The following is a 21,587-nucleotide window of genomic DNA, read 5'->3' on the forward strand; positions in this document are numbered from 1 at the left end:
ACGCTCAACTGTCGAGTTCGAGCGCAGTGCGAACGGAAGCAAGTGCTTCGCCGACGGGAACATGTTCCCAGATCCGGATGACGGTCCAGCCAGACTCCTCGAGGAGTCTTGTATTGGTTCGGTCGCGCTCGGCGTTCCGCGCGAGTTTCGGAGACCAGTAGGACTGATTCACGCGAGGCTGCGAGCCGTGTAGAGGACAGCTGTGCCAGAAGCATCCGTCGACGAAGACAGCGAGCTTCCGGCGGGTGAACACAATGTCGGGGCGGACACGACCCCCAGGGAGATCAATGCGGAAGTCGCAGCGGTAACGGTACCCAGCGGCGTGCAGTGCGGAACGCAGAGCGAGTTCAGGGCCGGTATCCCGACGTCGATTTGCCTGCATGTTCCGACGGCGTCCAGCCGTTGGCGGAAGCTGAACTGCGTCACGGACTTCACCGGAAGTCATATGACAACGGTACGTCTGCGAGGCGAACAACAGGATGTCGGTGGGGCCACCGTACGATGGCATCGTGAGTGATCAGGGGCTGAGCGTAGTAGAGGTATGTTCCGGTGCAGGCGGACAATCGTTGGGGCTGCATAAGGCCGGCTTCACGCACAAGCTCGCGGTTGAGATCGATGAGACAGCCGCGGACACCCTCCGTGCCAACCTCGGCGCGCCAGTGCTCGTTGGAGACGTCGCTGATCCCTCTCTGTGGAGCGCTGCGGACTACGCCGATGTAGACCTCTTCGCAGGCGGGGTGCCGTGCCCGCCGTTCTCGGCAGCAGGTAAGCAACTCGGTACATCCGACGAGCGTGACCTCTTCGCATGGGCGATCGAGCAGGCCGCGATTATGCGTCCGCGGGCCATCATGCTTGAGAACGTGCGCGGACTGTCTGCTCCGCGATTCGCGGCATACCGGCAGCGGATCCTTGATCGCCTAGAAGAGATCGGATACGTCGGGGAATGGAAGCTGCTTCATGCGGCTGACTTCGGTGTTCCGCAGCTGAGGCCGCGTTTTGTGCTCGTCGCTATGCCGGCCGAAGAGATGCGCTACTTCCACTGGCCCGAGCCCTCGCCGGGCGCCCGCGTGACAGTGGGAGAGGCCTTGTACGACCTAATGGCTGCCGACGGCTGGAAGTATGCAGATAAGTGGCGTGAGGCGGCCAACGACGTTGGCCCGACGCTGGTCGGCGGAAGCAAGAAGCATGGCGGTGCAGATCTGGGGCCGACCCGAGCGAAAGCTGGGTGGGCCAAGCTGCACGTTGACGGGCGAGGTATTGCCGATCGAGGTCCCGACCGGAAGTCGCTGTCTTTTCGCACTACTCCACCGCGCTTGACGATCGAAATGGCGGCCCGCGTACAGGGGTGGACGGCGGATGACGCCTATGAGTTCTCCGGGCGAAAGACGTCGCAATACCGGCAGATCGGAAACGCATTCCCTCCGCCTGTTGCTGAAGCTGTGGGACGGAGCATCCGGCTCGCGCTGGCACATGAGGGTGTCGAGCGCATCGATCAGCCCGGGACCGTCAGGCTGCAGGATCCGGTCTATCGTGCCCTCGCGCGCAGCACCCGGCCGCTGAGCCTGGAGGAGCTTATCGCTGCATACAACGACGGTAGTGAAGCAGCGGTTCAGCAGAGGCTAGCTGCCATTCGCCGGGACTTTGTGCTTCAGACATTCGAAGCTGACGGGGTTGAACGGTATCTGCTCGGCGAGTTCAAGGGATTCACTGGCCAAACGGATCATTGGCGGCACGAGATGGTCCAACGATTTCGCAATCGCGTGAGCTGATCGTGGGGTCGCGTGGTTACCTGCCCGTACCGGGTGAAATCTGTCAGCCAGATGCGAGGAAGCTTGGGATTCCAGATCCGCACGAGATCCTGGACCCGGTAAATGACACTGAGCTACAGGAAGTGCTCGCATGGTTGAGAGCTCGCCCGATAGATACGCTCCTGAGGGACGCGGTCGATAGCGCGGTCAAGTACGTACTGGACGGTGCGCGAACCTGGCGATTCGACCTCAATGATCCATCCGTGGATTCCGATGAGCGCTCTTCGGTTGGTACGAAGCTGCAGTATCACGTCATTGAAGGCCTTGGCCTCAAGAAGGAGCCACCTCTAGACACCACGATCGCTGATCGGCCGGTGGAGATCAAAGGAACAGTTCGAAAGACCTGGATGATCCCGCGGGAGGGGCAGTGCGAGATAACGCTCATGATCCGAATCGACACAAGGCGCCATGAGTTTGAAGCGCGACTTATGCGAGCCCATCGCGCATGGCTTACCGGGAAGAAGGGTAACCGAGATCTGAAGCGCTCGCCCCGTGTCGATGCCGTCCATCGGTACTCACTAGTTGTGGCTCCGCCGACGCCGCTACCGCCGGAACCTCTTCGGATGCTTGACGACGAGCAAGTCGCCCGAGTTTTTGGGCCCGGCGGTTTGAAGGGCCGGCTGGTCGAGTTGTTCGCTTCTCTTCCGGAGACGGTCATTCCGCGTGGTTCTATCGCTGTAGTCGGCGCCGGGCTCCACGACCCGCTGCGCCGCGCTCGCGAGGCGAAAGTTCCCTTGCGAGAGAAGTACGGACTCGTCGCGCTCGTCGGTACGTGGCCCGCCGAGCGTGAACTGGCGCGGAGGATGGGTTTCGATATCAGTGGCGAAGCATGGGTTGCTGTATATCCAGAGACCTTCCATGCACATGAGCTGGACATCCCGGTTCCTGACTAGTATTCCTTCCGTTCAACAGGTCTGGCGCTGTGGCAACTCGCCGTCCACGTCCCCGCTAGTCTGCGAGCAGACACCTCTTGAGGTGAGTAAGACCGATCACTGACTGTCGCCCTGCACGTCGAAGTGTTGGGCGAGACGGTCGAGCGTGAACTCCTGGCGGAGCTTGCAGGCGCTGTTCTGATTCGCGAACAGCCCCTTCTCCCAGTAGGCGTCCTTCTCAGGAACCTTGCGGAGCCACGTCACGGGCACGACCCATTCGGCGTCATCATCCGTCTCGGCTCCTTGGTGGGTGTACGACCCGGTCAAGGGCTGCGTGGCAAGAGGAACCGACGCGCCGTCGACCGTGACTCGGGCGTTCTCGAAACGGACGGCCGGGCCGGTGACTATCCCGACGCCGACGTAGCCGACCTGCGGGACGTTGACCCACACGCGCGCACCTTCCGGGAGCGCGCGGATGGTCTGCGAGTAGAACTTGCCACCTCCTGCGGAGACGAAGCCCAGTCGGCCGGCATCGTCCCATGAACGGTCACCGCCGAATGACACGTACCAGTCGAGTCCATTCCACGCAGCGCGCTTCGCCGCGGACTTCGCGCTGCCGCTCGCAGAGCGCTCGTCCGAAGTCGCGAGCCACGAACGCGCCAGATAGCGCCGATCATCATCTTCGATGTAGGTGAAGAAGACGGCGTTGATCGGGACGCCGAAGCCACGTAGGTAAGTGACGATTCGCTCAGAACTAGGATCCAGCGCCGAGGCGACTACGGTCAGTTGAAGCTCGCCGTTGAGTTCGTCTGGCGGAGCGACGCCGAACACATCCTCGAAGGACGCTTCGAAAGGTTGCCCGAGATACTTCTCAGCGATGTCGATGACATCGTCACGTGAAAGCGTTGATACCCAAGAGCCGTAGTCGAGTACCTGGGCGACCACCTCTCGCGGTGTGCGGTCTCGCTTGAGTTCCAGCACGTGCAGATTCCCGTCAGCGTCGATCGCCAACAGGTCGAGGCGCTTGCCGTACGGCGTGATGACTTCGCTGCCGATGACCAGCAAAGCCGTGCCGAGGAGCGACGGGTCTTGCCGCAGGAACTGATGCAGCTCGTTCTCGGTCGGAAGCGCCGCCGGCGTGAGCGGCTTCGGGTTCTGGCCGTCGATCCGCCACATTCTCATCTCAACTGGCATGGGTCCGAGTTCCTCTCGCGATCTCATGACCAACCCTAGGGAAGTCTGTAGCCGCCGATAGCATTCCGACATGGTCTCCTACTCGTCCCTGACCGACCCGAACGCGGTCGATGAAGCCATCGCCGAGTTCGATCGGATCGGCCGGTTCGCTTTCCTCGAGAAGTACGGCTTCGGCGAGGCGACCGAGTACTTCCTCGTCACAGACGACGGCCTGTACGACTCCAAAGCGATCTTCGGCGTCGCCTACGGCAACCAACACGGCACCCCGCTCGGCAACGACGAGTTCACCGGCGGGAAGACCGGCGCGGCGGCACGCCTCGCACAGCTCGGGTACTCGATCGAGGGGCTCGACCCGGATGCCCGGCGGCAGACATTCGAGTCGCTGGAAGCGGCACTCAACGAGTTCCGCGTGCCCGTCGAGAACCTCACCATGGTGCGCGAGTTCGTCTCCGGGCGCGACGTCGGTGAGTTCTACATTCCGCCGCGGAAGAGCTACATCGCCCTGGTTCCGCCGGGCGAGACCAGCCCGAATGCGTGGATTCACGTCGGCTACATCCACATCCGTAACGCCGACCGCACGATCGACAGGATCTCTCTGCCGTACAACGGCGGGCGTAGAGGCGGGGCTGGTCGTCGGCGGCAGCGCGAAGAGGCCACGACGCTGTGCCCGACACCCGGATGCGGGATGGTGCTGCCCCCGAGCGGAGTCTGCGACTACTGCTGAAGCCGGTAGGGCCGACCGCGGACTTGCCGGCTCCACGCGCGACGAGATTGCAGAGCTGTACGACCTGACGGCCGCGCAGGTCGACGAGGCCATCCGGTTCGAACTGATCGCGGGCAGCGACCGGGCCGCATGATGTCCGCGGCGTTCTCCCCGGTGTACTTCACCGATGAGAACGCGCTGGGCATGGGCAAACTCCTGCGTCGATCAGGGCGCGAGGACGTTCTGTTTCCCGGGCATCCGGAGCTCGCTGAGGTGCCACTCGGCAGCCTGGACCTCGAATGGATGCCGGTCATCGGACGGCTCGGATTCATCGTCATCACGCGTGACCGGCGCATCCGGACACGGCCTGCAGAGCTCCGTGCGTATCGCGAGCACGGGATTCGTTCGGTGTGGATCGGCGCCAAGCAGGATCTTCGACCACAGGATCAGGTCGAGACGTTCCTCAAGCACGAAGCCCGGCTTCGTCGCGAGATCATCAAGCTCGGGCCGGGACCCTGGGCGCTCGCATGTCGCCGTCTGGGGTGCGGCCACTCGGGTTGTCACAGGCCTGAAGGCGTCCGCGTCTGGCCAGGGACCCACCGAAGGTGAACAGCTTCGCCAGGCCCGTGCGGTCCACACCGAAGAACCCGAGGAATTACGACAGCACCATCCGTCGGACGCCGTCGCCCTTCGACAAGCTCCGGAGCCCAACCCCCGATAGCATCCGACAAGGGAGTGCTGGGGGAAGGGACACAGATGACCGACGCACAGGCGGGCTGGTACGACGACGGATCCGGGGCGATGCGCTGGTGGGACGGCAGGCAGTGGACCGATCAGGTCCAGCCTCCGCCGCCGAAGGAACCCGGCTTCGACGGGTTCGCCAACAGGGCCAAGGCGGATGCCGAGGCCGGCGCGCAGCCGCGGCCCGCGCCGCAGGGCATGAGCTACGTCGTGCTGCAGGTGGTGCTCAAGGAGAAGTTCTGGGGCAGCGGCTCCGGCAACCTCACCGAGCTCGAGAAGGTGATCAACAAGCAGGCGGCGCTGGGCTACCGACTGCACACCATCACGACCGCAGCATCCGGCACCAGCGGATTCGGCGGCGGCGACCGCATCCAGGCGACGATGGTGTTCGAGAAGCTGCCATGACCCGCATGATCCCGCCGCGGCCGCGCACCGGAGCGAACTTCTCCGAGCAGCGCATCTTCGACGCCTTCGCCGGAGCGCACGACGCGGACGACTGGATCGTGCTGCACAGCCTGGAGATCCGCAGGCACGCGGCGCAGTTCCAGGGTGAGGCCGACTTCATCGTGCTCATCCCCGGGCGCGGCATCGTCGTGATCGAGGCGAAGAGTCCCGAGTACGTCGAGTACCGCGACGGCGAGTGGCGGCTCGACCGCGTGCCCAGCCCGGGCAAGAGCCCGTTCGCGCAGCTCGACGGCAGCATCCGCAGCCTGCGCGGCTACCTGAAGCGGCGCGGCATTCTCACCGGCGCCGAGCCGATCGCGCGGCTGGTCTGGTTCACCTCGCTCGACCGCCATCAGTTCAACAACGCGACTCCCGGTGACATGCAGTTCTTCGAGTGGGAGCTGGCCTGGCGCCGCGATCTGCAGCATCCGACATCCGCGATCCGGCACGTGCTCGACGAGCACGACGCCTGGTACTCGGCCGTCGACGACGTCGAGCACGACCCGTCCGTCATGACGCCCGAGCACGTCGAGGAGATCGCCGCCACCCTGCTCGGCGACTTCGTCGGCGGGCGCACCGCGGCCGACCGCAAGCTCGAGCGCCTCGACGAGGAGCACCGCCTGCTCAAGGAGCAGCGCACTGTGCTCGACATGGTCGAGGGCAACGATCACATCTACTTCGACGGCCCGGCCGGCACCGGCAAGAGCTACCTGCTCACCCAGCTCGCGAAGCGCTGGCGGCCCGGCCACCGCACCCTGGTGACCTGCTGGAACCTGCTCATGGCCGACGACCTGCGCGACGCCCTGCGCGCCCAGCGCGAGATCGTCGTCGACGACCTGAACACCCTCATGCTGCGTCTCGCGCGGCTCGACGAGAACCCGGCGGATGCCACGCAGCAGTGGTACACCGAAGAGCTGCCTGCGCTCGCGCTCGCGGCGCTGCGCGAAGACCCGTCGCGCGGACACTACGACGCGATCTGCGTCGACGAGTTCCAGGACATCGCCGGGTTCCCCGCCGTGCTCGACGTCGTCTTCGCCCTCGCCCGCTCGGATGCCGGGCCCGTCAAGCTCGCCTTCGCCGGCGATGCACGCCAGCAGATCCTGCGTCCGTCAGCCGCCCACGTCGACCCGTACGCGGCCGCTCGCGAGCGCGTCCCCGACCTGGTGCACGTCGCCCTGCGCCGCAGCCTGCGGCAGACCGGCATCCTCACCTCGTCCGCGCAGGAGCTGCTCTCACGCCAGTTCGGCTACCGCAGTCACCGCGTCACCTCCACGGTGGACGCCCCGCTGGTCGTCAAGCCGGCGACGCCGGCGGATGCCACGCATGTGCTGTTCACGGCTCTGAAAGAGCTTCTCGAGCATCACGCCGCGCACGACATCGTCATCCTCAGCCCGTTCGGCGCCCGCAACTCGCTGGTCGGGCGGCTGCTCGCCGCCGACAGCTTCACCAAGGAGGAGCGCTGGCTGCGCGAACGCCTGCGGGTTTCGACGCCGGGGACGCTCGGGCCCGTGGACGCGGCGTCGACGGGCACCGTCGTCGAAGTCGACGATCAGCCGCTGCCGAAGGCTCCGCCGAGCCGCGTGCGCTGGGGGTCGATCTTCAAGTACAAGGGGCTGGATGCCGAAGCGGTCATCCTCACCGACATCGGCGACGACGGCCTCGCCTTCGTGCGCGGCGAGGGGCTGGACTGGTTCGACCTGCTCTACGTCGGGCTGACCCGGGCCCGGTACCGGTGCGTGGTCATCCCGAACTGACGGAGGACCTCCACATTTTGATACCTGCATGTTCCACTTTTATGCACTTAAAACTGTAACGTTTTGATACTTCAGCGGTAATCTCGGAGCATGTCAGAGTACATGGCGCGAGTCGTCGATGAAGCAGTCTCCGCTGCGCTCGATCACCCTGTAGCCGTGCTGCTCGAGGGGCCGCGTGCTTGTGGGAAGTCAGCAACGGGGCGTCATCACTCGGGGAGCTCCGTCCAGTTGGATGTCGATCAGAACGCGCTGCGTCTGGTCGGCCTCGATCCGAGTCGAGTCCTGGCAGGTGCGCGTCCGCGGTTCATCGACGAGTGGCAACTTGCGCCCGAACTGTGGAATCACGTGCGAGCGGCAGTGGACGTCGACGACGATGGGCGGTTCATCCTCGCGGGTTCTGCAGTGCCTGCGGACGACACAACTCGTCACTCCGGCGCGGGCAGGATCCTGCGTTTCCGGATGAGGCCGATGTCGCTCGCCGAGACGGGGAGATCCACCAGCGAGGTGAGTCTCGCGGCGATCTTCGCCGAACCCACCACGGTTACAGGGTCCGCATCGCTCTCGGTCCCCGAGCTCGCCGAGACGGTCGTGCGCGGCGGCTGGCCAGGATTGCGTGAGCTTCCGACAGGCCAAGTCATCGACCGGCTGCAGTCATACCTCGAAGACACGGCACGGGTGGACATCCCTCTGCTCGCCGACGAACCGCGGCGTGATCCGGAGGGAGTATCCCGAGTGCTGCGGGCGCTCGCTCGGAGTACGGCGACCGAGGTATCGAACAGCGCCATCGCTCGTGATGCATCCGCTGGTGACACTCCGATGTCCAACGCGACCGTCCAGAACTATCTCTCCGCGCTCGCACGTGTCTTCGTCATCGAGGACCAGCCCAGCTGGGGCCCGCAACTGCGGTCGCGGGACCGCGTCCGCAAAGCACCGCGCCGTCACTTCGCTGATCCCTCGCTCGCCACTGCGGCGATGGGCGCCGATGCCGACCGGCTGCTGAACGACCTCGAGTACTTCGGCCTGGTCTTCGAGTCGATGGTCATCCGCGATCTGAGGGTGTATGCCGAACCGCTCGGCGGTATCGTTCGCCACTACCGCGACAGCGCCGGTCGTGAGGTCGACGCGATCATCGAGCGGCGGGATGGATCGTGGATGGCTGTCGAGATCAAGCTGGCCGAGTCGCGAGAGGAGGAGGCAGCGGCGAGCCTGAAGCGGTTCGCTGCGAACCTGGACACGGCGCGCACGCAGCCACCCGTCGCGATGGTGATCGTCACTGGTGGGCGATACGCCTTCACGCGGCCGGACGGAATCCACCTCGTACCGATCGGCGTGCTCGGACCGTAGCCAACAGGCGGATGTCGGCGGCATCCTCCAGGATTGAATACGTGCAGATCTCCGCCCACGCTCTCGAAGTCGTCCGCCGGAATGCGAGCGACGCCATGATCGGCGCCGCCCTGCGGCTGATCCAGAGCGGTGCGCTGCTGCACGGGTCGGACCGGACCGTGTCCGCAGGGGTCGAGATGCGCTACATCGTCGACGACCCGAAGCGCCCGTCGGTGCCCATGGTGCTGCTGCGCAATGACGGGTGCATCGAGACCGACTGCACGTGCGGCACCCGCGACCTGTGCGTCCATGTCGTCGCGGCGACGCTGCTCGCTCTCACCGCGCATGACGAGCAGGCTCGACCGAACTGGCAGCGCGAGCTCGATGACGCACTCGGTTTCGACAGCACGCTGCCCGATGAGGAGGAGCGCTGCCTGTTCCTCGGCATCCGCCAGCCGAAGCCGTACTCCTACAGCGAGCCCGATGTGCCGCACATCGCCGTGCGCGCCGGCGCCCGCGGCAGCCGCGGCGGGTGGGTCAAGAGCCGTTCCAGCTGGAACCGCATCGACGAGGAGCGCCGACACAGCCGGGCATCCGCCGCGCTGATGCGGCTGGTGCACGCTTACCAGATCGCCGCGGGCACCTCCGGCGGCTACTACTACTCCACGCCCGAGTGGCTACCCCTGCGCGATCTGCCCGGCGAAGAGGTCTGGTTCATCCTCCGCCGGATTCAGGATGCCGGGGTGGCCCTCATCTTCGACGACAAGGCGCAGCATCCGGTCGAGCTGCGTGATGAACCGGTCTCCGCGCGCATAGAGGTGAGCGGGCACGGCAGCGGCGCCGAACTGCGGGCCGTCCTGCAGGTCGCGGATGAGGAGCATCGCATCGAGGACGGCTGGTGGATCGGCGATCCGACGACGATCCTCGCTGACGTCACCGGAACTCCCGATGCTCAGCGTGCCATCCTGTATCGCTCCGACGCTCCGATGCCCCGGGTAGCCCAGCAACTGCTCGCGCGCGGCTCCGCCATGCGCATCCCCTCGGCCTCACGCGACAGCTTCCTGCGCGACTATCTGCCCCGCCTGCAGGCCGACCTCGAAGTGATCTCGCCCGACAGCAGCATCGACATCCCGCCGCCACCCGCGCCGACGCTGGCGCTTCAGATCACCTACGTCGCCAGGCAGGTTCACCTCGCCTGGTCGTGGGATCGGCCCGCCGGCATCCGCGACGGTGCGCGGGAGCAGCAGATCGCGGATGCCGTGATACAGGCCTTCGCCGAGCATCCGGGGCTCCTTGAGCGAGGGCCTTCCGGGCCTCCGGCGGACCGCACCTTCGGGCAGGCGAGCGCCGTCGCCTTCGTATCCGAAGTGCAGCCACTGCTGCGCGCAGTGCCGGGCCTGCGCATCGAGGAGAACGAGCAGACACCCGAGTACCGCGCTGCCGGCGGCCTGCCGTTGGTCGGCGTGCGCAGCGCCGACGACGGGGACTGGCTCGACTTGCACGTCACGGTGAGCGTCGACGGTGAAGACGTCGACTTCGCCGAGCTGTTCACCGCCCTCACGCTCGATGAGCCGATCTTCGTGCTGCCCAGCGGCACGTACTTCCCGCTCGACGGACCCGAGTTCGCGAGCTTGCGAGCGATCATCGAAGAGGCCAGAGCGCTCACCGACAAGCCCGGTTCCGATCTGCGCGTCAGCCGCTACCAGGTCGACCTCTGGGAGGAGCTCACCGAGCTCGGCATCATCACCGCGCAGGAGTCGGCATGGTGGTTGGCGGTGCAGTCGCTGAGATCGGATGCCGCGGTCGAGCGCGTCGATCCGCCCGCGGGCCTGCACGCCGAACTGCGTGATTACCAGGCGGCGGGGTTGAGCTGGCTGCACTTCCTTCGAACCAACGGGCTCGGTGGGCTGCTCGCCGACGACATGGGTCTCGGAAAGACCCTGCAGACGATCGCCATGATGGAGCTCGCACGTGAGGAGCAGCCCGATCGCCCTCCGTTCCTGGTGGTGGCGCCGACCAGCGTCGTGGGCAACTGGGCGAGCGAGGTCGCGCGCTTCGCACCGCAGCTGCGCGTGGCCACCATCACCGCGATGGAGTCACGCCGAGGCGAGGCATTGGCTGACGCTGTGCGCGGCGCGCACGTGGTCGTCACCAGTTACGCGCTGTTCCGGCTCGAGGACGAGGCCTACCGTGACCTGGAGTGGTCCGGGTTGGTCCTCGATGAGGCCCAGCAGATCAAGAACCCGGCATCTGCGGGCTATAAGGCCGCACGCACACTCGGCGCACCGTTCACGCTGGTGATCACCGGCACGCCGATGGAGAACAACCTCGACGAGCTATGGGCACTGGCCTCGCTCGCCGCGCCCGGGCTGCTCGGCTCGCGCAAGCAGTTCGGCGAGACCTACCGCAAGCCGATCGAGAAGGAGCGGGATGCCGAGCGGCTGGCCCGTCTGCAGCGCCGGCTGCGGCCGTTCCTGCTGCGGCGCACGAAGGAGCTGGTGGCAGCGGAGCTGCCGCCCAAGCAAGAGCAGGTGCTCGAGGTCACGTTGCATCCGAAGCACCGCAAGCTGTACGACGTGCGCTTCCAGCGTGAGCGGCAGAAGCTGCTCGGGCTGGTCGACGACGTGAACGCGAACCGCATCCAGATCTTCCGCTCGCTCACGCTGCTGCGCCAGCTCGCGCTGGATCCGGAGCTGGTGGATGCCGGAGCCGCACCGTCGGCGAAGCTCGACGCACTGATCGAACTGCTCACCGAGGCCGCGGAAGAGGGACACCGGGTGCTGGTGCTCAGCCAGTTCACGCGCTTCCTCGGCGCGGCGCGCGATCGGGCAGCGGCAGCCGGTCTCTCGTACGCCTACCTCGACGGCTCGACCACCAACCGTCCCGCGGTGATCGACGGATTCCGCGGCGGAGACACCTCAGTGTTCTTCGTCTCGCTCAAGGCGGGCGGCGTCGGGCTCAACCTGGTCGAAGCCGATTACGTGGTTCTGCTCGATCCGTGGTGGAACCCGGCTGTCGAAGAGCAGGCGATCGACCGGGCGCACCGGATCGGGCAGACCCGCCCGGTGATTGTGTACCGCCTGGTATCGGCCGACACCATCGAGCAGAAGGTGATCGCACTGCGCGAGGCGAAGGCCGAACTGTTCGCCCGCGTCTTCGACGGCGAGGGCGTGATCGGCGCCGGATCGCTCACCGCAGACGACATCAATGCCCTGCTGGAGTAGGGCGGGATCAGGCCATCGCGATCTCGACCGCGGTGTGCTTCTTCGCCGCTTTCGCGAGGCGCTCATCGAGAGTCAGCAGTGGGCATCCGAACAGCTCGGCCAGCGCGACGTAGCTCGCGTCGTAGGCCGAGAAGTTCTGGCGCAGAGCCATGACACGCGGGATCAGCGGGAGCGACGGATGCAGCCCGATCGGCAGCCGAGCGAGATCGCCGGCAGCCGCGTCGAGTCCTGGATCGCTGAGATGGCCGCCCAGATTCAAGCCCCGCAGTGCATGTGCGGTCTCAAGCGGAAGTACGTCCGGCGCGATCAGTGTCTCGCCCAACACGCGAGCGTGGAGCCGAGTGGAGGAGCCAAGTTCGCCAACCAGCTCGACGACTGCGGATGCGTCGATGACGATCATCAGTCGCGTCTACCGGCATGGAGAGCTTTGATGATCTCTTCGCGCGGGATGTGCTGCGGCGGGCGGTGAGAGAACTCCAGAAGGAGCTCCTCCAGCGTCGGCTTCGCCGCCAACTCCGTCAGCTCGGCAGTCAGATACTGCTGGAGCGACTGCCCGCGCGCCTCGGCCCGCGCCGACAGCACGGAGTGCACCGCCGGGTCGAGGTCTCTGATCAGCACGTTAGGCATGCTTACAGTATGCATGCACCTCATCCGATCCGGTAGTGGATGCCGAATCCGGCGAAGTATCTGATTCCCATGCGACAACTGTGGTGGGGTGCCGACAGCCGGCTCCGCGGAGAACCCGGGCATGGGGAGATCTCGGCCGGAGCCGCGACTTGTGGAGGCCGGCTCAGTCCCCGCTCGAGTGCAACCCCCTCCGCGCCGACAGCACCGTCACCTCCGGATGCCTCTCCACCAGCATCCGCTCGGCCTGATCCAGCACGTCGCGGACGTGCGTCGCGTGCGCGGCGACCACCGAGACGCCGATCTCGGTGCGGCGGTGCAGATCCTGCGCGCCGACCTCGGCGCAGGAGGCCTCGGTGCGCCGGCTCAGCTCGGCGATGATCGGGCGGATCACGCTGCGCTTCTCCTTCAGCGACTGCACGTCGCCGAGCAGGATGTCGAACTCGATCCACCCGATCCACACGCCGCCAGTCTGGCACGCACCGAGGCCGCGCGGCTCATCCCTCCGAGATCCGCCGGAACTGCTCCTCGCTGAGCTCCACCTGCAGCGCACCCAGGTTCTCCACGAGGTGCGCGAGCGACCCAGTCCCCGGGATGGGCAGCACGTTCGGCGAGCGCCGCAGCAGCCAAGTCAGCGCGACCTGCGATGGCTCCGCTCCGATCTCACGACCCACTCCGGCGACGGCCCCGTCCGGCGAAGCCAGCGACCCGATCGCGAGTGGGAAGAACGGCAGGAACGCGATGCCTGCGGCATCCGCATGGTCGATCACCGCGTCGTGCCCGCGTGCCGAGAGGTTGTACAGGTTCTGCACCGAGGCGATCGGCGCGGTGCGCCGCGCCTCGTCCAGCTGATCGACGGTCACCTCCGACAGCCCGATGTGCCGGATCTTGCCCTGATCGCGCAGCTCGGCCAGCGCCCCCACCTGATCGGCGATCGGGAAGTTCGGGTCGAGCCGGTGCAGCTGCAGCAGGTCGATCCGCTCCAGCCGCAGGCGCCGCAGGCTCAGCTCGACCTGCTGCTGCAGATACGCCGGATGCCCGAGCGGCACCCACACCGTCGGCGACGGCCGTACGTTGCCGACCTTCGTCGCGATCAGCACATCGTCGGCGTACGGATGCAGCGCTCGCGCCACCAGCTCCTCGCTGTCGCCCAGCGCGTAGGCATCCGCCGTGTCGATGAGCTGCACGCCCGCCTCGACGGCTCCGCGCAGCAGAGCGATCTGCTCGGCCGGATCCGCCGCGCCACGCCAGATGTGCGCGCCGGTGCGGGAGTGGTCGCCGGTGGCATCCGTGAGGCGCATCGTGCCCAGGCCGATCCGCCGCACCGGCAGATCGCCGCCCAACAGGAAGAAGTCATCGGCGGTGCGCGTTGTGATGGTTTCAGTGCTCATGCCCACGACGGTAAGAGCTGACACCAGTGTCAGATGCAAGTCCCGCGGAGGAATTGATGTCATACGACGCGATCACGATCGGCGAGCTGTCCGCACGCACCGGCGTGAGCGTGCGCGCGCTGCGCCACTACGAGCAGAACGGCCTCATCGCCGCCGTGCGCACCACCGCAGGACACCGGCGCTTCGCGCCCACCGCGGTCGAGGACGTGCGCCGCATCCGCCTCTTCCTCGACGCCGGGATGCCGCTGGCCGTCGTCGCCCGGGTCGTGGAGTGCTTCGTGGACGATGGCGTCCACCTGCACGCCTGCGTCGCCGACGCCCTGCGCGAGCACCTCGACGTCGTGCAGCAGCGCATCGACGACCTCGACGACCAGCGCCGCACCCTGAACCGGCTGCAGGAACTCGTCGCGGTCTGAGTGCGCCAGACATCCGGATCTGTACAATAATCTGTACAGGAGGTTGTCATGGACGTTCTGCCCGTCTCTGAGGCTCGTGCGGGGCTGACGCGACTTCTCGTCGACTTCCGTACTGCTCCGGATGCCCCCGTCGTCATCATCGGCGCGCATCGCAAACCTGAGGCCGCGCTGGTGCCGATCCTCAGGTACCGCGAATTGCTCGACGCCCAGCCGCAGAATCTGGTCACGCTCGACCGGCTCCGGAAGTTGAAGCCGGTGATCGATCGCCTGGCCGGCGCGGCCGGCCTTGAGGATGTCCGCGTGTACGGGTCGGTCGCCCGCGGGGAGGCGAGCCCCGACAGCGACGTCGATCTGCTCGTGACGCCGGGTCGCGATGTCACGCTGTTCGATCTCGCTCAGTTCGAGATGGACATGGAGGCGCTGCTGGACGTTCCCGTGTCCGCGATGTCGAGGCGGGCTCTGGACGAGAAGCACGACGCGGCGATCCTCGCAGAAGCGGTTCCGCTGTGAGGGATGCGGATCGGATCGAGAGGTGCCTCGCCGACCTCGCTTCGACGCTGGAGCAGGCGGCATCGCTGGTCGACCGTGGCGAGCGTGCCTATGCGGAAGACCCGGCCCTGCCGCTCGCCTTCGAGGCACTGGTGAATCGGGTCGGCGACCTCTCGAAGCGTCTCGTCGCCGCGGACGCGGGGCGATTCCCGCATCCGATCTGGCGCGCCGCCGCGCGCACGCGCGACTTCGTCGTGCATCACTACGACCGCATCGACGAGGCGGCGCTCTGGAACACGGTGTCGGTGAGTTTTCCGCAGCTCGCGGAGATGGTCCGCGACGAGCAGCTTCGCTGACGCCTCTTCCCGAACCGGTATGAACGATATATCGTTAACCATCGTTCAGCCAGAACCGAGGAGGCCATCATGAACGGTTCGTTCTCTTCCAACGGGTTCGGAACCCCCTTCGACTTCGGATCCGGCGGCCGCGGCCCCGGCTCCTTCTGGGAGGCCATGGACCAGCTGCGCTCCGCCTTCGAGCAGCGCATCCCCACCCCGCGCATGGGGCGCGGCGACGTGCGCACGGCCGTGCTCGCCCTGCTCGCCGAGCAGCCCATGCACGGCTACCAGATCATCAACGAGATCTCCGAGCGCAGCGGCGGCACCTGGAAGCCGAGCGCCGGCTCGGTCTACCCCACACTGCAGCTGCTCGCCGACGAGGGCCTCATCGAGGCCGTCGAAGACAACGGCCGCAAGACCTACTCGCTGACGGATGCCGGTCGCGAGGTGACCGCCGACGACAAGGCGCAGGCACCTTGGGAGACATCCGCCTCCCGCCCCGGCGCGCACCTCACCGCCCTTCCCAAGGCGGGTATGGAGCTCGCCGCCGCTGCCGCGCAGGTCGGCCGCACCGGCTCGCCCGAGCAGGTGCAGCAGGCCGTCGCCGTGCTGGAGGATGCCCGACGTAAGCTGTACGCGATTCTCGCCGCCGACTGATCGGAGCCCGCATGGAGCAGTCGGCGCATCGCCGTCGCTACCGACGCATCCTGGCCTTCGCCTCCCGCGTGCTCGTGCAGGTGTGGTGGTTCGAGCTCGTGCTGCCGCGCATCGGATTCGCAGGTCTCGCGGACCGCACGCGCGATGCCCGGATGCTGCGCGTCGCCCGGCGCTTCCACGACCTCGCCGTCGACCTCGGCGGCCTGATGATCAAGGTCGGGCAGTTCCTGTCGTCGCGCCTCGACGTGCTGCCGCCCGAGATCACGCAGGAGCTCGCCGGGCTGCAGGACGAAGTGCCGGCGGTGCCGTTCGCCGACATCCGCGCGCTCGCCGAGGCCGAACTGGGCACCTCACTCGCCGCGGCCTACGACCGCTTCGACGAGACGCCGGTGGCCGCGGCCTCCCTCGGCCAGGTGCACCGCGCCCGGCTCTCTGCCGCGGCAGCGGCGGATGCCGGATTCGCCGACGTCGTCGTCAAGGTGCAGCGCCCCGGCATCGACGCCATCATCGACACCGATCTCGCGGCGCTGCGTCGCGTCGGCGGCTGGCTGCGCCGCATCCGGATCGTGCGCGAGCGGGTCGATGCGCCGGCGCTCGTGGAGGAGTTCGCGCGCACCAGCCTCGAAGAGGTCGACTACCTGCACGAGGCGGCCAGCGGCGAGCGGTTCGCCGCCGACTTCGAACGGGATGCCCGGGTCGCAGCGCCCGCGGTCGCATGGGAGCGGACCACGCGGCGGGTGCTGACCCTCGCCGACGTCACAGCGATCAAGATCAACGACACGGATGCGCTGCGCGCCGCCGGCATCGACCCCGCCGAGGTCGCGCGGGTGTTCGCCGATGTGATGTTCGAGCAGGTCTTCACACACGGCTTCTTCCACGCCGACCCGCACCCCGGCAACATCTTCGTGACGCCGCTGGGGGAAACGTGGGGCCCTGAGCCTGTCGAAGGGGCGGGGCCTCAGGCGGGCGACGCTTCGACAAGCTCAGCGACCCAGGTCTCGGGATCAGATGCATGGGTCCCTGAGCCTGTCGAAGGGTCGGGGTGGCGGCTCACGTTCGTGGACTTCGGGATGATGGGCGAGGTGCCGGCCGGCATCCGCGACGGTCTGCGCGCACTGCTGATCGCCGTCGCCGCGCGCGACGGCAAGAAGCTCGTCGCCGCGGCGCAGGACATGGGGGTGCTGCTGCCCTCGGCGCAGAACGCCGAGCTCGAGCGCGCCCTCAGCACCCTGTTCGCGCGCTTCGGAGGTATGGGCTTCGCCGAACTGCGCGACGTCGACCCGCACGAGCTGCAGGACTTCGCGATGGAGTTCGGTGAGGTCGTGCGCACCATGCCGTTCCAGCTGCCCGAGGGGCTGCTCATGCTGTTCCGCGCGGTGTCGCTCACCTCGGGCATGTGCAGCGGCCTCGACCCGGCCTTCAACGTCTGGGACGCCGTCGAGCCCTACGCCAAGCGGCTGCTGCGCGAAGAGAGCGGCAACGTCGTGCAGGACTTCGCCAAGCAGACGCTCGAGAACGCGGCCGTGCTGTGGCGGATGCCGGGACGCATCGACTCGGTCATCACGCGCATGGAGCAGGGCAGCCTGTCATTCGACACCGCCCGTCTGGAGCGGCGGATGGCGCGCCTCGAACTGCTCGTGCGTCGCGCCGTCGGGGCCGTGCTGTTCGCAGGCCTGCTGATCGGCGGCATCCTGCTGCTGCCCGCCAGCCCCGCCTGGGGCGGGGTGCTGATGGGCCTCTCGGCGGTGCCGCTGCTCTACGCGCTCGCCGCCGGGCTGTTCGGCCCTCGAGTCTAGACGCGCGTCAGCGGGAAGTGCGGGGTCGGCGGCAGCTCGATGCCGATCGCGTCTCCCGGGGCCACTTCTCCACCGCGGGAGACGATGCCCATGACCCCGGCCAGCCGCACCACGTTGCCCTCGCCATCGGTGCCGACGACCTGCTTCAGCAGTCCGGACTGGAAATCGTTGATCTGCTGGCAAGGATTGCGCAGCCCCGTGATCGTGACCACGGCATCGCCGAAGCGCAGCCGGGCGCCGACGGGGAGCGCGAGCAGATCGACGCCCCGGGTGGTGATGTTCTCGCCGAGGTCGCCGGGGTCGACCGCGTGGCCCTTCTCGCGCAGCGCGTCGAAGAGCTCCGCGTGCATCAGATGCACCTGCCGCACGTTGGGCTGAGACGGGTCGGCGGCGACTCGCGAACGGTGCTGCACCGTCGCGCCGCAGTGCGCGTCTCCTTCGACGCCGAGCCCTTCGAGGAGCGTGATCGACTCGCGCGTCGGCTTGCTGAAGCTGTGCGAGGTGCTGGAATGGACCGCAACGACCGTGGGCGTCATACCTTCATCGTTCCACGTGTCGCGCGATCAGACGGCCGGAGCAATCTGACATGCAAAATCCACAACAATAGAATGTATTGCCAATGAACAGGCACTTTTCGGTTGCCTGATTGATCTGAGATTTTGAGGAGGCCGCACTGCGGCGCGATACTCATCCCGCATGTGCCCCTCATCCTTCTCCACTTTCGCGAGCCCTCCGGCCGTCGCCGTCATCGGCGCCGGCCGCCTCGGTGGCGTGCTCGCCCGCGCGCTGCGCGCGGCGGGGCTGACCGTGCACGGGCCGCTGCGGCGCGGCGAGAAAGTCCCCGCGAGCGACGTCGTGCTGTTGTGCGTTCCGGATTCCGGGATCGCGGATGCCGCGGCGGCAGCGCGAGGTCGCGCGACGCTGATCGGCCACATGTCGGGCGCGACCGGACTCGACGACGTCGACTTCAGCCTGCATCCGCTGCAGACGTTCACGGGAGCCGAGGGGCCCGAGGCCTTCCGCGGGATCGGCGCGGCCGTCGCGGGGCGGACGCCCGAGGTGCTCGCCGTCGCGACGTCACTGGCCGAGCGACTAGGGGCGCATCCGTTCACGGTCGACGATCGCGCGGGCTACCACGCGGCCGCATCCTTCGCGTCGAACTTCGTGCTCACCGTGCTCGACGCCGCGGAGCAGCTCGCCCGCGATGCGGGAGTCGACGACGCCCGCGAGATGCTCGCCCCGCTGGTGCGCCGCACCGTCGACAACTGGGTGTCGCAGGGCGCGGCTTCCGCGCTGACCGGGCCGATCGCCCGCGGCGACGAGCAGACAGTCGCCCGCCAGCGCGCCGCTGTCGACGCTGCCCATCCCCAGCTCGTCGCCCTGTTCGACGAACTCGCCGCCACGACCCGCGTGCTCGCCGCCACCCCGCGTCGCGAGCGGGCGAACCTTACCCCGCACCCTGAGCGAGCGACCCTCACCCCGCGCCCTGAGCGAGCGACCCTTACCCCGCGCCCTGAGCGGGCGACCCTTACCCCGCGCCCTGAGCGAGCGGAGCGAGACGAAGGGCCTGAGAGCCAGCGTCCTTCGTCTCGCTCCGCGGGCCCTGAGCGGGGAGCGCAGCGACGAGACGAAGGACGCTCAGGAGCCGAGCGCGTTTCGTCTCAGTCGCTGCGCTCCCTCGCTCAACGACCGGAAGGCGGAGACACCGCATGAGGATCATCCGCACCATCCCCGAACTGCGCGCGGCCGTCGCCGAGGCGCGCACGACCGGAGCATCCGTCGGTCTCGTGCCGACCATGGGCGCCTTCCACGAGGGACACCTCACGCTCATGCGCGAAGCGCGCAAGAGCAACGGCCTCGTCGTCGTCTCGCTGTTCGTGAACCCGACCCAGTTCGGCGCCAACGAGGACCTCGGCTCCTACCCGCGCGACGAGCAGCGCGATGCTGCGATGGCCGAGGCCGAGGGCGTCGACATCGTCTTCGCCCCGGACGCGTCCGAGATCTACCCCGACGGGTTCGCGACCAGCATCCACGTCGCCGGCGTCACCGACGTGCTCGACGGCGCCAGCCGCGGGGCGCACCACTTCGATGGCGTCGCCACGGTCGTCACGAAACTGTTCGGCATCGTGCAGCCCGACGTCGCGTACTTCGGCCAGAAGGACGCCCAGCAGGTGCTCGTCGTGCGCCGGCTGGTGCGCGACCTGAACCTCGACGTGCGCATCGAGGCGTGCCCGATCGTGCGCGAGGCCGACGGGCTGGCGATGAGCTCGCGCAACGTCTACCTCGACGCGGATGCCCGCGCGCAGGCCACCGCGCTGAACAGGGGTCTCGATGCGGCATCCGCCCTCGCCGAATCGGGGGAGCGCGACGGCGCGACCCTCGTCGCCGCCGCGCGCCGGGTGCTCGACGAGGCCGGCATCCGCCCCGACTATCTGGAACTGCGCGACAACGACGACCTGAGCGAGGTCACCCGGCTCGACGGCGAGGCCCTGCTGGCCGTCGCCGCCCGGGTCGGTGCCGCGCGCCTCATCGACAACCACGTCCTGAAAGGCGGCGCATGATGCGACGCACCATGCTGAAGTCCAAGATCCACCGCGCGACCGTCACCGGCAGCGACCTGAACTACGTCGGATCGATCACGATCGACCCCGACCTGCTCGAAGCCGCCGACATCCTGCCGCACGAGCAGGTGCACGTCGTCGACGTCGACAACGGATCGCGCTTCGTCACGTACACGATCGAGGGGGAGCGCGGATCGGGGGCGATGCAGGTCAACGGCGCCGCCGCGCGGCTGGTGCACGCGGGTGACACGATCATCGTGATCTCCTACGCGGAGTACTCCCGCAAGGACCTCGCCTCGTACGAGCCGACCGTCGTGCACGTCGACCGCGGCAACCGCATCATCCGGGTGGACGACCTGGTCGGCGAGCTGGTGACTGTATGAGCGCCGCTCCCGCTCCGAGCCGCCGCCTGACGCTCGGCGATCTCGCCACGAAGAAGGATGCCGGTGACCCGATCGTCATGGTCACCGCCTACGACCACCCCGGCGCGCAGATCGCCGAGGAGGCCGGCGTCGACATGGTGCTGGTCGGCGACTCCGGCGCGATGACCGTGCTCGGCTACGACAGCACCGTGCCGGTCAGCGTCGACGAGATGCTCATGCTCACCCGCGCGGTCAGGCGCGGGCTCACCCGCCCGCTGCTGGTCGGCGACCTGCCGTTCGGCTCGTATGAGGCATCCGACGCCCTCGCGATCGAGACCGCGCAGCGCTTCGTCAAGGAGGCCGGCTGCGACCTGGTCAAGATCGAGCGCGGCGGCACCACCGTCGATCGCGCGCGGGCGATCGTCGCGGCAGGCATCCCCGTCGTCGGGCACGTCGGACTCACGCCGCAGACCGCGACTGCGCTCGGCGGCTACCGCGCGCAGGGCCGCACCGCCGAGGGCGCGCTCGCCGTGATCGACGACGCGCTCGCGCTGCAGGACGCCGGATGCTCGCTGATCGTGCTCGAGGCGGTGCCGTCCGAGATCACGCGGGTGCTGAAGCCGCTGCTGCGCGTGCCGACGATCGGGATCGGCGCCGGAGCGGATGCTGATGGGCAGGTGCTCGTGTTCCACGATCTGCTCGGACTGCTGGACGGACCGCAGGCGAAGTTCGTGAAGCGCTACGCCGACCTGCGCGGTGCGGCGATCGACGGTGTGCGGGCGTATGCCGACGAGGTGCGCTCGGGGGCGTACCCCGCCGCCGAGCACACGTACGGGATGCCGGCTGACGAGGTCGCGCGACTGCAGGAGATGCTCGCGGAGCGGGCCTGA

The 21,587-nt window shown here is 67.6% G+C and carries 24 protein-coding genes; 17 read left to right on the forward strand and 7 right to left on the reverse strand.

Annotation, left to right across the window (positions count from 1 at the left end):
- Nucleotides 1-4: 4 nt before the first annotated feature.
- Complete coding sequence (locus DY023_RS11140; protein WP_342770998.1) at nucleotides 5-508, reverse strand: very short patch repair endonuclease; 504 nt, start codon at nucleotides 506-508, stop codon at nucleotides 5-7.
- A gap of 1 nt (nucleotide 509) precedes the next feature.
- On the opposite strand from DY023_RS11140, the gene DY023_RS11145 reads away from it, so the two are divergent.
- Nucleotides 510-1,769: a DNA cytosine methyltransferase gene (locus tag DY023_RS11145; protein WP_245958670.1), complete on the forward strand. Its 1,260-nt coding sequence runs from the start codon at nucleotides 510-512 to the stop codon at nucleotides 1,767-1,769.
- 122 nt (nucleotides 1,770-1,891) lie between these two features.
- Nucleotides 1,892-2,701: a NaeI family type II restriction endonuclease gene (locus tag DY023_RS11150; protein ID WP_245958675.1), complete on the forward strand. Its 810-nt coding sequence runs from the start codon at nucleotides 1,892-1,894 to the stop codon at nucleotides 2,699-2,701.
- A 96-nt stretch (nucleotides 2,702-2,797) separates the two neighbouring features.
- Here the strand turns inward: DY023_RS11150 and DY023_RS11155 are convergent, their stop codons facing one another.
- Nucleotides 2,798-3,874 (reverse strand): PDDEXK family nuclease, encoded by a 1,077-nt coding sequence (locus tag DY023_RS11155; RefSeq protein WP_116242412.1) that lies wholly within the window; start codon nucleotides 3,872-3,874, stop codon nucleotides 2,798-2,800.
- 70 nt (nucleotides 3,875-3,944) lie between these two features.
- On the opposite strand from DY023_RS11155, the gene DY023_RS18030 reads away from it, so the two are divergent.
- The 6 genes from DY023_RS18030 to DY023_RS11185 all read left to right on the forward strand — a co-directional run bounded on the left by DY023_RS18030 (nucleotide 3,945) and on the right by DY023_RS11185 (nucleotide 12,063).
- Complete coding sequence (locus DY023_RS18030) at nucleotides 3,945-4,598, forward strand: ScoMcrA-related endonuclease (protein ID WP_181905820.1); 654 nt, start codon at nucleotides 3,945-3,947, stop codon at nucleotides 4,596-4,598.
- Nucleotides 4,599-4,727: 129 nt separating this feature from the next.
- Nucleotides 4,728-5,186, forward strand: a complete 459-nt coding sequence (locus DY023_RS17815) for a PIN-like domain-containing protein (RefSeq protein ID WP_147303292.1) — start codon at nucleotides 4,728-4,730, stop codon at nucleotides 5,184-5,186.
- Nucleotides 5,187-5,333: 147 nt separating this feature from the next.
- Entirely contained in the window at nucleotides 5,334-5,723 is a 390-nt protein-coding gene (locus DY023_RS11170) for a DUF2510 domain-containing protein (RefSeq protein ID WP_116242414.1), read from the forward strand.
- The gene (locus DY023_RS11175) at nucleotides 5,720-7,516 is read left to right on the forward strand and encodes a nuclease-related domain-containing DEAD/DEAH box helicase (protein ID WP_116242415.1); all 1,797 of its coding nucleotides are present in this window, start codon (nucleotides 5,720-5,722) and stop codon (nucleotides 7,514-7,516) included. The genes DY023_RS11170 and DY023_RS11175 overlap by 4 nt, the downstream gene beginning before the upstream one ends.
- A 90-nt stretch (nucleotides 7,517-7,606) precedes the next feature.
- Complete coding sequence (locus DY023_RS11180; RefSeq protein WP_116242416.1) at nucleotides 7,607-8,860, forward strand: ATP-binding protein; 1,254 nt, start codon at nucleotides 7,607-7,609, stop codon at nucleotides 8,858-8,860.
- A 41-nt stretch (nucleotides 8,861-8,901) separates the two neighbouring features.
- Nucleotides 8,902-12,063, forward strand: coding sequence for a DEAD/DEAH box helicase (locus DY023_RS11185; protein WP_220347288.1), 3,162 nt, complete (start codon nucleotides 8,902-8,904; stop codon nucleotides 12,061-12,063).
- A gap of 7 nt (nucleotides 12,064-12,070) precedes the next feature.
- Here DY023_RS11185 and DY023_RS11190 read toward each other — a convergent pair whose 3' ends face one another.
- From DY023_RS11190 to DY023_RS11205, 4 genes are all read right to left on the reverse strand, one after another.
- On the reverse strand, nucleotides 12,071-12,463 hold the full coding sequence (locus tag DY023_RS11190) for a type II toxin-antitoxin system VapC family toxin (RefSeq protein ID WP_116242417.1): 393 nt from the start codon (nucleotides 12,461-12,463) through the stop codon (nucleotides 12,071-12,073).
- The gene (locus DY023_RS11195; protein ID WP_147303293.1) at nucleotides 12,463-12,690 is read right to left on the reverse strand and encodes a FitA-like ribbon-helix-helix domain-containing protein; all 228 of its coding nucleotides are present in this window, start codon (nucleotides 12,688-12,690) and stop codon (nucleotides 12,463-12,465) included. Before DY023_RS11195 ends, DY023_RS11190 begins: the two co-directional genes overlap by 1 nt.
- Before the next feature lie 163 nt (nucleotides 12,691-12,853).
- Nucleotides 12,854-13,150, reverse strand: coding sequence for a DUF503 domain-containing protein (locus DY023_RS11200; protein WP_116242419.1), 297 nt, complete (start codon nucleotides 13,148-13,150; stop codon nucleotides 12,854-12,856).
- 34 nt (nucleotides 13,151-13,184) lie between these two features.
- Nucleotides 13,185-14,078 (reverse strand): aldo/keto reductase, encoded by an 894-nt coding sequence (locus tag DY023_RS11205; RefSeq protein ID WP_116242420.1) that lies wholly within the window; start codon nucleotides 14,076-14,078, stop codon nucleotides 13,185-13,187.
- A gap of 56 nt (nucleotides 14,079-14,134) precedes the next feature.
- On the opposite strand from DY023_RS11205, the gene DY023_RS11210 reads away from it, so the two are divergent.
- From DY023_RS11210 to DY023_RS11230, 5 genes are all read left to right on the forward strand, one after another.
- A complete protein-coding gene (locus tag DY023_RS11210) occupies nucleotides 14,135-14,494 on the forward strand; it encodes a MerR family transcriptional regulator (protein ID WP_220347289.1) in 360 nt (119 codons plus the stop codon).
- A gap of 48 nt (nucleotides 14,495-14,542) precedes the next feature.
- The gene (locus DY023_RS11215) at nucleotides 14,543-15,004 is read left to right on the forward strand and encodes a nucleotidyltransferase family protein (RefSeq protein ID WP_116242421.1); all 462 of its coding nucleotides are present in this window, start codon (nucleotides 14,543-14,545) and stop codon (nucleotides 15,002-15,004) included.
- On the forward strand, nucleotides 15,001-15,339 hold the full coding sequence (locus DY023_RS11220) for a HepT-like ribonuclease domain-containing protein (RefSeq protein WP_116242422.1): 339 nt from the start codon (nucleotides 15,001-15,003) through the stop codon (nucleotides 15,337-15,339). Before DY023_RS11215 ends, DY023_RS11220 begins: the two co-directional genes overlap by 4 nt.
- Nucleotides 15,340-15,408: 69 nt before the next feature.
- Entirely contained in the window at nucleotides 15,409-15,978 is a 570-nt protein-coding gene (locus tag DY023_RS11225; protein ID WP_116242423.1) for a PadR family transcriptional regulator, read from the forward strand.
- 11 nt (nucleotides 15,979-15,989) lie between these two features.
- On the forward strand, nucleotides 15,990-17,774 hold the full coding sequence (locus DY023_RS11230) for an ABC1 kinase family protein (RefSeq protein ID WP_116242424.1): 1,785 nt from the start codon (nucleotides 15,990-15,992) through the stop codon (nucleotides 17,772-17,774).
- Here the strand turns inward: DY023_RS11230 and DY023_RS11235 are convergent.
- Nucleotides 17,771-18,310, reverse strand: a complete 540-nt coding sequence (locus DY023_RS11235) for an MOSC domain-containing protein (protein ID WP_116242425.1) — start codon at nucleotides 18,308-18,310, stop codon at nucleotides 17,771-17,773. The genes DY023_RS11230 and DY023_RS11235 overlap by 4 nt on opposite strands.
- A 160-nt stretch (nucleotides 18,311-18,470) precedes the next feature.
- On the opposite strand from DY023_RS11235, the gene DY023_RS11240 reads away from it, so the two are divergent.
- From DY023_RS11240 to panB, 4 genes are read left to right on the forward strand one after another with little or no spacing between them, the layout of a single operon-like run.
- Complete coding sequence (locus DY023_RS11240; RefSeq protein WP_220347292.1) at nucleotides 18,471-19,487, forward strand: Rossmann-like and DUF2520 domain-containing protein; 1,017 nt, start codon at nucleotides 18,471-18,473, stop codon at nucleotides 19,485-19,487.
- Nucleotides 19,484-20,335, forward strand: coding sequence for a pantoate--beta-alanine ligase (gene panC / locus DY023_RS11245; RefSeq protein ID WP_116242426.1), 852 nt, complete (start codon nucleotides 19,484-19,486; stop codon nucleotides 20,333-20,335). The genes DY023_RS11240 and panC overlap by 4 nt, the downstream gene beginning before the upstream one ends.
- Nucleotides 20,335-20,718, forward strand: a complete 384-nt coding sequence (panD, locus tag DY023_RS11250) for an aspartate 1-decarboxylase (protein WP_116242488.1) — start codon at nucleotides 20,335-20,337, stop codon at nucleotides 20,716-20,718. Before panC ends, panD begins: the two co-directional genes overlap by 1 nt.
- Entirely contained in the window at nucleotides 20,715-21,587 is an 873-nt protein-coding gene (gene panB / locus DY023_RS11255) for a 3-methyl-2-oxobutanoate hydroxymethyltransferase (protein WP_116242427.1), read from the forward strand. The genes panD and panB overlap by 4 nt, the downstream gene beginning before the upstream one ends.

Source organism: Microbacterium bovistercoris (assembly GCF_003387575.1).
Classification (GTDB): Bacteria; Actinomycetota; Actinomycetes; order Actinomycetales; family Microbacteriaceae; genus Microbacterium; species Microbacterium bovistercoris.